The organism is bacterium (genome assembly GCA_037143175.1).
Lineage (GTDB): Bacteria > Verrucomicrobiota > Kiritimatiellia > CAIKKV01 > CAITUY01 > JAABPW01.
This window is the reverse complement of record JBAWZF010000071.1, coordinates 1-11,232: the sequence shown is the minus strand read 5'-3', so window position 1 is coordinate 11,232 and position 11,232 is coordinate 1. Positions and strand designations below refer to the sequence as shown.

The following is an 11,232-nucleotide window of genomic DNA, read 5'->3' as shown; positions in this document are numbered from 1 at the left end:
TTTTCATCAGATTTAATTCAGGAACGGCACGCGGTCATAATTCGGTCGGCAACACCTTGCTGTCCACCGCATTCGTCGCGGGGGAGTCATCCGACTGTGACTGCACAGCAGGATTCCTGTCCGTTGCCGCCGACACAGCGTTTCCGGTCTTTCCGTCTTGATGCTCGCATCCAAGCAGGGCGGCGAACGCCGCCATCGAGATAAGGTTTTTCAGCATCTTCATTAGGGGTATGTCGGGGTTGTCATGCTGCATCCAGATTCACCGTTGCCACCGAACGAATAATCTGAAGTGTACGGCAACGAATTACTCCAAACGGGCTGATCGATAGGGAAGAAAATGGGATTAGTTTCGGTTCCTGTGAATAAAGAATTGCTTGAAAAAGGGTTAATCACAGGCATAGCCCAGCCTGAATCGGAGTTGCTTATTAGCACAGGCACTGAACCCGGATTACCAAGACCATAGTATCCATAGTTTACAACGGGATTTGTTTCCGGGTTTCCCTGGGAGCCATTATCGGCACGAATCACATCTGAACCTTTGGAAATGGCGCTGTCATTGCTCACCGCGATTGACTGATGGCTGTCTTGTTCACAGCCAGATAAAACAAGGAGGGCCGCGAGAGCAAATGGTGAAAGCAATCTTGGCGCCATGATTAAATTAGTCGGTATTTTCATCTGGTTTTCACAATTTATTCGGAATCAATGTCAGTCTTCGTGCTCTTGAGTTTCCAAGTTCGATTTGATCGTCACAACACCGGTATCGACCGAATGCGGCTTTTATAACGAATACCGAATCATTGATAGCTGTACCCTTTACCGACCTAAAGGGTATATCGATAGTTTCGGGAACTGCAAGTCCTGATTCCGGAGCCCAGAGAACCGCTAGAGTGCCACTTGGCAAATCGATCTCCCCAATCTCTTGCCGCAAGATCGGATCCCCCCCAGCAAGTTTGGCAAGTTCATCACCGGGATCCGTAGCCAACCATGCACGGACAATACAAAGGTTCCCACTTGGTTGAAGAAACACGTCCGCTGTTCCAGCGCCCGCCATTTCCCACACGGCACACGCAGTTCCGCAAATTGGCAGAACCGCCGCACTAAAATCCGGCTTATTGTCAATTTTAGAGCAAAGCATCTTGTAGTCCTTCGCGCGATCCTCTGCCCCCTTCCACTTTACTGCTGCCCGCGCATCAAGGCAGAGCAAAGGGCCGCCTTCAGCATTTATCGAGAATAGATGATTCATATTATTGGAGCCCCCAAAGTTGTTTTTGTGCTTTCGAGTAAGCGGCTGCTGCCGCACCTTGTGCTCGCTGTGCGGCAGGTGTTGCGGCGGCGCCTGACGAGAGATTTTGAGAGTATTGCAATCGCTCTGTTTGAGTCAGATTGAATCCCGGCAACCCACCGTCTAGGCCTTCATAGTAATGCTGAACCAACGTCGGATTGTGATCAAATTCCATGCCGAGAGGCACTGATGCTCGTTGGGCTGAGGTCGGCGTTCGGCCATATTGTGCGACACGATTATACGCCTCGTCCGGAAATAGAGTGAGTTGATATGGCATTTCTCCAGTGGGAAGAGATCCAACTCTCTTTGCAACATTCACCACCGAATCTTCCATTGTATCTCTCGCCAGCATCTCTCCCGTTTCCCGGATGCCAACGCCTAACAAATCCCGAACAACAGTTGCTCGCCCGAGAGTTCCCAAGTCAGCCATAGCAAAAGCGGTGTTTACTGCCATCCAGCCATACTGCCCGTTCATCCGGTTGGCCGCAGCCTCACGCATTGGCCCGATCAAAGGCACAGCGCCGCCAACTAATCCTGGTCCTTCCACGGGAGCGTCAGAATACATCCACTCAGGCCCGCTATTCTGGAGATACGTTTGCCCGCACAATCCCAGCATATCTACCCAGTAAAGGGGATTGCCGTTCGCATAAAGGTACAGATTCGCTCCGCCCGCCATGCCGGCAGGATCAGCAGAGAGCCACCGCTTGAGCCGGGCGTCATAATACCGGGCACCCATCCGGTAGAGATTTCCGCCCTCCCACGTCACGCCCCCGCCACCGACAAATGTAAATGCGGTTGTGTTTGTGCCGGTTCGCCCAAGCAATTCACCCCACGGGGAATAGGCGAATTGGTCGGTAACGTTGCCATTAGAATCCGTCATCGCCAGCGTGGAGCCGTTTTCATCGGCATGGATGTAATGAATGGTGCTATTGGCTTCAATTTGGGCCAGCAGACCAATTCCCGGAGCCCAGATGTAATAGCGAATTGCGCAATTGCTATCGTCGGTCTCCATCAAGGGAACCCGCAGCCGCCCCACTCGGTCGACAACCATCCGGTGCGTAACCAATTCATCAGTCCTGACCGTACGTTCTCCGAGTCCGTCATAAGCCAGATTCAGCCCCCAGGAAGGCATGGGGGGCATATCCGTCCACAGGTTGGTTTGCCGGAGTCCCGTGTATTCAACCAGTCGTCCTGCCGCATCCCAAATAAGGTTATTCTCCGATGCCCACGACTGATAACCTTCACAAACATTGGTAACCTGGCCTTCCTGATTGTAACTCGGCGTATAACCGCGCCACCGTTCCGGAACCACATACTCATCACGGCGGGTCAGGCTGTTCAACCGGTCGCCCTTATCGCTGGTGTGCTTCTGCCAAGTGTCCGGAGGTTCGACTTCCAGCCCGGCGGAAATCACCTCCCGAGTCTTAAGCCCCGCCGAATTTCGCTCAAACGTCCTGCTGATGAACGGCGTACCGCTCTTGCTGTGAACATAATTGGTCAACTGCCCGTCGGCATTGTGCCCGCGTGTATAATTCACACCATTGGGGTACTGGATGCCGGAAAGCCGGTTGGCTCCATCGTAACTGAAGTTCCAAGTCCGGTTGGCCCAGTCTTTCACCGATGCCAACCTGCCCGCCGTGTCCCATCCGTATATCACCGAAAGATTGCCGGGATAACTGATATTCGTGATGCCCCCGGCCTTATCATAGCGGTATTGCACCGTTGAATTGTGGTGATCCGTCCAGGCCGAAAGTCTACCCACGTTATCGTAACTGGCTGCTGACGCCCCGGTTCCCCAAGGATCGCCCATCCCCGTCAAGTTTCCAGCGGCGTCGTTGGTAAACGTGACAACGCTGTTGTCGGCATAGTGTAAGCCCGCCAGCCGATTGGCGGCATTGTAGCTGAACGTGGTGACTCGTCCGTTTCCATCCGTTTTCGCCGACAGATTCCCGGCGGCATCGAATCCATAAGACCGAACCGTACCTACCGCATTGCTTTCCCCGGTCTTTCTGCCCATGGAATCATACATGAAGCACTGGACATTGCCTGCGGCATTGGTGAAGGCGAGGAGATTGCCATGTCCGTCGAATGTGTACCGCTCAAAGCGGTTGTCCGGCCGCTTGACCGCCACCTTCCGACCCAAGGCGTCCAGGGTGAATTCCGTCCGCCGTCCCAGCGTATCCACCACGGCCGTAACCCTGCTGTCGGCGTCATATTCGGTTGTCGCCACTGCACCGTTTGGCGAGCGGGCTTCAACGAGCCGGTTCAGAGTGTCATAAATATTCGTCGAGACGTTTCCGAGCCCGTCGGTGGTCGCTAGGACATTACCGATCGAGTCATATGTCAGGCGCACGGTGACGCCGTTGGGATCGCGTTTCGCGATAAGGCGTCCAGCCGAGTCCCAAGTATTGCTGGTGACACCGCTTCTGGGATTGATGACCGCGATAACGCGACCGGCATTATCATAGACATTTGAAACCACACCCCCGTCGGGCGCGGTCGCACTGGCGGGTTCGCGGGTCTTGGTATAGGTGAAGGCGGTTGTTTTGCCGCGCTGATCCGTACTGGAGACAAGCAGGCCGAGCGCATTCCAGTTATTGCTTGCGATGCCGCCCAGGGCATCGGTCTGGCTCAGGCGCAGTCCCCGGTTGTCATAGGTAAAGACCGTGGTATTGCTCCGGGTATCCGTATGGGTCAGCAAGTCGCCGCGGGCATTGTAATTAAACGCCTCGCGACTACCGTCAGGGTGGAACATTTCTGTCGGCGTCCGCCATGAGGAATAGGCCCAGGAGTTGGTGCGGGGCGTGCCGCCACCAGCGGCCGCCGCCGGAATCTCGATTTTCTTTTCGAGTAGGCCGCTGGCCGAATACACGCACTCCACACTATTGCTCGCGGGACCTGTGATTCGGATTGGGTGGTGTTTGGAATCGTATTCGGTCCGGGTGGTAAGGCCCAGCGGGGTAACGGCCTCGACAAGGCGATTGAGGCTATCGTAGTTGAATGAACTGACTTGATTGAGCGGATCGACTGTCCAGCGAACATTGTGGTTGCCGTCATAGAATGCGTAATTGAGACGACTCAGTGGATCCATTGTGGCAACCGTGTGGTTCTGTCCATCGTAGGCGGACCATGCCGCTGCACCAGGAACCAGTTCCCGACCTATCTCGCGTTGCTTGTCGTCAAAATAATAGGTCTTCCGGTTACCGGCAGGATCCTGCTCAACCGTCCGGTAATCGGCATAAAGCAACTGGGAAACCAATCCACGGCCGTTGGCCTGTTGTTTTACGCGGGAGAGGCTGTCATAGGTGTTGAGCGCATTGGTGACTCCGCCGGGTTCAACAGTCGCAGTCAGGCAGTGGTTCGTATCATAAACGAAACGCCATACCGCCCCTGCAGAATCGGTGAATGCGGAAAGATTGGATGCGGCATCGCCCTGCATGGTGACGCTACGCCCGGTGGAGTCCACCACATTGGTGAGCAAGGCGGCGGAGTAGTTGAAAGTCAGGCTCCGGCCACAGGCATCTGTCACCGTTGACAGGTTTGTCGCCGCATTATAGGCCAGGTTCATCGTGTTATTGTCCGGGTCAACGATTGAAGCGAGTCGCCGTGTAGCGTTAAACCGATATTCCCGGCCGTTACGTTCGGCAAGAGTGTAAAGGCCGTTGGTTTTGGAGAGCGACATGGTGACACCCGGCGGCGGGGTATAGCGACCATCCGGCAGGCGGATGAAAGTCAGTGCCCGGTTGCCAAGGTAGACTGTCACAGCATTGGTAGTGAGCTGGTCGGTGGCCCACTTGCTAACAAGGGCGGCCGTGGCCCAACCCTTTGGATTGTCCTCACTGGCGGCAAGATCACCGGCCACAAAAGCGGCTACCATAAGAGGCACGGCTTCAGCCGGGGTGCGAAGCCCCATCCCCCCCTGCCAGGAACTGTGTTCCTCAATATAAACATCATAATTATGTGTCCATCCATAACCAATAGCCCGCAGTCGAGTGGCGTCAAGACTGCTGTAGTAGTGGCTGAACTTCAAGCCAACCGGATCGGCACCACCAAGTGCAAGATCATCCGCGCTGTAGAGGAAGGATCCTGTGGCAAGATCCACAGGGTCGGCGCTCACCGGATAACGGGCCTCGGCGGCACGGGCCACAATATTGTGCTGAGCATTGACCGCTATAAGAGATTCCAATTGGCCGTAATAGGAGGAATAACCGCCATGATAATCCCCGGAGATGATCATCCCCACCTGGTATTGCCCGCTCGGCAGGGATCCAAAGGTTACGTAGCCGTTGCCCACCCATTGACCAGCAGTGATGGCTCCATTACGGGGAAGCACCTGAACGAGGCCATTAGTGGCACTGCCCAGGAACTGATTCTTAACTTCGTCGGAATAGTTCGTCAGTGCGGCCAGCACACTCACCGCGTTGGAAGCCGTCATCCTGTAAATCTTTTCCCCATTGGCATTGGCCATTTGCAGAAGCTTCACGGTGGAGACCCCGGAACGGTCTGCGCCTTGGAGTTGTTCCAGGATGGCATGTTCCAGCGAACTGGCGACCAGTGAACCTGCTTTCATGCCAGCGCCCACGGCCATACCGCCGGATTCGCTCGAATAGTAACTGGATACCTGCGCTTTGACATCCACGTAGTAGCCCGCCTCCTGGGCCATTACCCCGAAACGATGATGAGAGATGGGGCTGACCCCGCTGATTCGTTCAATTGACTGGTTGACCAAGGCCGACTCATCGAGCCATGTCTGGCCCATGACGTGCAGGCATTGACTAAGCACCGCCGAAGAGGAGTCGGAGGCTTTTGCCCTCAAGGCCTCAAGCTGCCTTTGGTTACGGGCCAGAGTCAGCCCGCTTTCAGCGTCGCCGAATCCGCACATAATCGCATACAGAGAACCCCGCTTGAATGGGAATGTAACCGTCTGGTTACAGTTGCTGTAAGGATGGGTAATTGCCAGGGTGCAGGTGGCGACGGTGCCGGAGACCGAACTGCTCTCAGCATTTAGGATGGTGTCATCCAACAAAAGCGAGGCGCGGGGCCGGGAAAGGGTCTGCGCAATAAGTTGGAAATCCGAATAAAGCGACTTGCCGTCGTATGTATAGTTGAGCCGGATGAAGGCATTGGTGTGCATACCTTCCTGATCTGCCTTGTAACGGATACATGCGGTATAGGTTCCGTTCACCGGAACAGTTGCGGAACCACCGCCGCTAACCACCTCATAACGCGCGGCGTCGGGCCCGGTTCGGGTACCAGACGACACCGATAGCTGTAGGCCACCTGCATTGCGGATCACAATGTTACTTTGGATGGACTCACCGTAATAGCGGTACTGCCCGAAATCCGGCCATGTGTTTACCGACAAGACAGGTTTGTAATAGGCCTGACCAAGCATCATGGTATTGGTAAAGGGCGGGTAGTCATACCCATCATAGGCAATATCAAAAACTAAATCACCGTAGGAAGCACCATGCGTTGTGGCCAAGTACTTTACCGTGATATCCCGTCGCTGGCCGGGTGGAATCGTGCCGCTTCCATTTCCGCCCAAAATCTGGAATTGATTGTTCTGATTATTTGCCAGGCTGATACTTTGGATCGTCATCGTCTGGCTTCCATTGTTCGTGATCGAGCAGATGCTCGTCACCGGCTCATTCATAAATGCTTCGCTCACAAAATAGGCGAAGCCCATTTGTGGAGTTTCCGCCACGGTACCGGTCAGATTGTAATCATTAACGAATCCATAGGGGTAAACCGTGACACGAATGGTCGCCGTCTTGACGCCTCGTGATTGGCCCGAAGCGTCAAATTTGGCGCGGAACTGGAACATATTGCCCGATGCGAGATATGTTGTCCCGCTTCCCGCCGTGATGGAAAAAGCGTTTTGGGGATTGGACACCATTGAGCAAACAAGTGTCCAGGTCAGTCCGCTCGCATTATAATAAGCTAAGTCAATGGGCCCTTCAGCATAGTAGCCCTGCGGCACGATGCCAAAAGATTCATTCGTTGTGGCCTGAATCGAATTCGTGGGAGAAAAGGTTCCTTCCGGGGCTGACAACACCTGATTGGTAGTCAAGATGTCCGGCGTGGTCGGCGACAGGCTGCCAGGAGTCGATTCGGCCATGGCCGTGACTGGCTCCTGGCTGTCCGGGGGTGGCAGAGAGGCCCCCCCGGCCTCGGCAACTCCGACTTCCTGTGCCCCCATGGCTGAGGCTGACCCAACTATAAGCTGGTCATACTTCATGGTCAGTTTACGGTGGGCGATGTTGTGCAACGCCAAGGTATTGGTAATGCCCCCGTATTGAATTTTCACCCGGTGTTCAAGATTTGTGGGCACGGTCACATAATTCTGTCCAAATGCAAAAACACAAGAGGAAGGGAGGTTAGTCGGCAATGCTGAATAAGAATCCTCCCGGATTTTACGCCCTCCCATGACTTCTTCAACGGAAGCATTCGGCATGTTGTCTTGCAGTGAAACGAGCAAGTTGCTGCTAAGGCCATCCAGTTTGAGGCGAAGTGCCTGTTCTGTGAGATTTTGTGCATAGTCCGATGTGGCCGTGCCCCCCGCCGCCGCCAACACTTGACTGCGATCATACCCCATCATGGCGGCGAGTTCCTGTGCCGCACTGACGTCATAGGCCTTGAGCGAGGGGGCCAGTCGGACCCAGGCATTGCTGACATACGCATCCACGCATATGAAATCCAAGGTAAGTGTGGATCCGCCACTGCCCGCCGTTGCCGGAATTCCGCCCTTCCTTAATGCATCCAGCGGATCGCTGGCGCCGAGCCAGTTCCAAGCATTCGGTGTTCCGTCATAAGCGATTGTGGGCAGAGTCAGAGTGCCATAGGCATACTTGGAGTCCACATTGCTTTGTCGCAAAAGCGCCACCAAGAGCGATGCCTGATCACAATCGTTACCAGCCCTGTCCCGCAGGGTACGGGTTGCACCCTTGAGTGAACCATAATAGGGTTCAAACCGGATATGGTTATGGACAAATTCGTAGAGGCGGACCGGGTCGTTATCCAGGCCACGGGCCAATTCTATGATGTCCGCTGTTACCGCGTCGGCACCGTTCGTCGAAATTGACGCCACACTCAGTCCCGATTCAGCCTCGGCCAAAGAAGACACCCGTTCCCCAGCCGGTTCTGGTGGCGGACTGGCCATGAGCCAGCCGGGGTTTCCGCCTTCGCCCTCCACGGGAGGCGGGGCTTCGGCCAAAGTGGAGAGACAGACCAGCGAAAAACTGCAGAAAATAGACCCAAAACGATTGAGAAGGGATGACTTCACGGGATCACCTCCTCATCAGTCGTTTCGCCGTCCTGCAAGATGACCCGGTAAAAGGCATTGGATTCCATCGTCTCATGAACGTATTGGTTCTGGGGCGGGGCACCCGGTATATTCGTCACCAACATCACAAAGTTGGTCATCAACGACGTGGTCCATTCAATGGTGTAGTTGCGGTTGGTGGAACTTGACCAAACAATAGTGAACTCCGTGGGGCCATTATTGCCACCTCCACATCCATAAAAACGCATGGAGGAGTTCGGGTCGGTAGGGTCGGTCCCAGCCAGATATTCTTCATAATCGCTTAACCCGTCACCATCGAAATCAGAAGTCCCGTCGGTCGCGGTTAACGAGCCGAAATAAAGCATCTCCCAATAATCCGGGAGCCCATCATTGTCGGTATCCTTGATGAGTTTGACTTCGCGGACATTGTGCGCGGAGTCGTACTTATAGGTTGCTATCACGCCTTGAGAATAGACGGAATTAGTTAGCCGGTTCAGACTGTCATACTTGTAGACAATTTCTCCGCCGAGAGCGGCGCCCTCAAGCGCGCAGAGACCGGCGATGGTAACGATAAGCAGCCTATATTTCAACATACGGTTCCTTTCTATTGGTGGGTGTCAAAAATCTCTACGTTGACGGGAGGCATGGCGCCAGCAGGGGGAAAACAAACTGGAAGCGAAGGTTGCGGAGGGAAACTGGGCGAGGTTTTTGCATTCCATAATAATATCTCCTCCCCCTTGGGGAGTAAGATATGCACTTTATTATTTGAAGCGGCAAGTTGAAAAAAATGCAGTGGAAAAGAATGCTTTAGAATTTCCGAGGGAGAAAACAAAGCCTGCCAATCCTTCCCTATTCCATCCAGATAATCCTTTAACAGAATGAAATTAGAGACTTTTTCGGCGGGGACTTTTGGGATGAGGAATTCCATCATATCCCGCAGGCTATACTCCTGAATTCCTTTCCCACGCAAATGGTTCCTCACCGCCATACTGATTCTCACCGGAAAAGAGAAAAGACAGAATAAGTCTTCTATGGGCATCTTTCTATCTATGTCGTTAATCACCCGACATTCCCACTGCAGGCATACCGACCGTTCCGCCCATCGAGGTTCAGAAAGTTCCCGCCTTGCTCGACGAAGTGCACCAGGCCATTTCACAACAAGCGGGAAAGCGTTTTATCCTTACGGGGTCCAGTTCACGGAAATTGAAGCGCCAAGGGGTCGACCTATTGGCTGGCCGGGCCGCCGTCTTGACACTCCATCCATTCATGGGCGCGGAATTAGGCGCACGCTTTGACCTGCTCTCTGCCCTGCGCTGGGGGATGTTGCCTGTGGTTTGGGGCGAGGAGGACCGGGAATCCGCACTGGGCGCCTATCTGACGGCCTATTTGCGGGAGGAGGTCCAGCAGGAAGGGCTCGCCCGTAACACCGGCAGTTTCAGTCGTTTTTTGGAGGCCATGAGCTTTTCCCATGGCAGCCTCTTGAATGCCACCGAAGTCGCCCGAGAATGTCAGGTCAGTCGAAGTACGGTCGAAGGGTATTTATCCATATTGGAAGATCTCCTGCTCGGTTTTCGTCTGCCGGTTTTCAAACGACGGGCGACTCGGCAATTGACGGAGCACCCAAAGTTTTATTTCTTTGATTGTGGTGTTTACCGAAAGTTAAGACCGCGCGGACCCTTGGATCGTGCAGATGAAGTCTCCGGGGCGGCCTTGGAGGGTTTGGTGGCGCAACATTTAAGGGCTTGGATTGCCTATTCCCAGAATGACTCAACTTTATATTACTGGAGGACAAAATCCGGCGTTGAGGTGGATTTTGTAATTTACGGTCCGAACGGTTTCACGGCCATCGAGGTCAAATCCTCCTCACGGGTTGAACGGCGCGATGTGCGATCATTGCGTACTTTTCAGGAAGATTACCCCGAAGCCCAGGCCATTCTACTATATGGGGGATCTCAGCCTCTACGCGTGAATGACATTCCATGCCTCCCTTGTGAAGACTTCTTGCGTAACCTCAGGCCCGGAACCGAACTAGGGAAATAGTCTCTCAAGGGAGGGTACCCCCTTGGGTTCAGCAGGGAAAGGAAACTCGACCCACAAGCCATTATCCCAGCGGAACAGTGGGGCAGGGGGTTCCGCTTTCTTTGCCCCATAAGCGCGTAGGGGGGCGGTCTATGGATTACGGAGGAAACCCTGTTCGGCGGTTACTCTTCTGGAGAGAGCGCAAAGACTCCAGGGTGTCATCCATGCCGGTGTTCCCGGTTATGCCCAGACGTTGAAGCGCTTCCATTGCCTCACTCAGCGGGAGATCCATGCGATGCGCCACGGCGCGTATCGTTAACCGTCCCGCCCGGTACTGTTGCGCCAAGAACAGGTCGTATCCCATGCGTAAAAGTTTCCGCATGGCGGTGGCCTCCTCAATATGTTCGGCGGTGCCGAGTTCCCGCACAGCATCCAGCATAATGACTTTCATGTGCTATAATGTAATATTCCGAATACATGCTGTCAAGTCGGGGCGTGGCTTCGCCACAAGAGTTCATTGATGTAGAAAGAGTTGTGGTGGGAATTGAGGGTAATTACTGGCCTTATAGCCATCTCAATTCTGGGACAACCTGTCCCGGAAAGGCAATTCTCTCACAAGTTGTGAGAGAATTTGGCTACAGGTTGT

7 protein-coding genes are annotated in these 11,232 nt (G+C 54.1%); 1 reads left to right on the top strand and 6 read right to left on the bottom strand.

Annotated features, from left to right (window positions below; all coding sequences use genetic code 11):
- Positions 1–34: 34 nt before the first annotated feature.
- The 5 genes from WCI03_14180 to WCI03_14160 are packed head-to-tail and all read right to left on the bottom strand — an operon-like array spanning position 35 to position 9,160.
- Complete coding sequence (locus tag WCI03_14180; GenBank protein MEI8141000.1) at positions 35–217, bottom strand: hypothetical protein; 183 nt, start codon at positions 215–217, stop codon at positions 35–37.
- 5 nt (positions 218–222) lie between these two features.
- Positions 223–675: a hypothetical protein gene (locus WCI03_14175; GenBank protein ID MEI8140999.1), complete on the bottom strand. Its 453-nt coding sequence runs from the start codon at positions 673–675 to the stop codon at positions 223–225.
- 7 nt (positions 676–682) lie between these two features.
- A complete protein-coding gene (locus WCI03_14170) occupies positions 683–1,243 on the bottom strand; it encodes a hypothetical protein (protein MEI8140998.1) in 561 nt (186 codons plus the stop codon).
- 1 nt (position 1,244) lies between these two features.
- Positions 1,245–8,567, bottom strand: coding sequence for an RHS repeat-associated core domain-containing protein (locus WCI03_14165; GenBank protein ID MEI8140997.1), 7,323 nt, complete (start codon positions 8,565–8,567; stop codon positions 1,245–1,247).
- Entirely contained in the window at positions 8,564–9,160 is a 597-nt protein-coding gene (locus WCI03_14160) for a thrombospondin type 3 repeat-containing protein (protein MEI8140996.1), read from the bottom strand. Before WCI03_14160 ends, WCI03_14165 begins: the two co-directional genes overlap by 4 nt.
- A 475-nt stretch (positions 9,161–9,635) precedes the next feature.
- Here WCI03_14160 and WCI03_14155 point away from each other — a divergent pair, with 475 nt between their 5' ends.
- Positions 9,636–10,607: a DUF4143 domain-containing protein gene (locus tag WCI03_14155; GenBank protein MEI8140995.1), complete on the top strand. Its 972-nt coding sequence runs from the start codon at positions 9,636–9,638 to the stop codon at positions 10,605–10,607.
- Positions 10,608–10,743: 136 nt separating this feature from the next.
- On the opposite strand, the gene WCI03_14150 is transcribed toward WCI03_14155, so the two are convergent.
- Positions 10,744–11,037, bottom strand: coding sequence for a hypothetical protein (locus tag WCI03_14150; GenBank protein MEI8140994.1), 294 nt, complete (start codon positions 11,035–11,037; stop codon positions 10,744–10,746).
- Positions 11,038–11,232 lie beyond the last annotated feature (195 nt).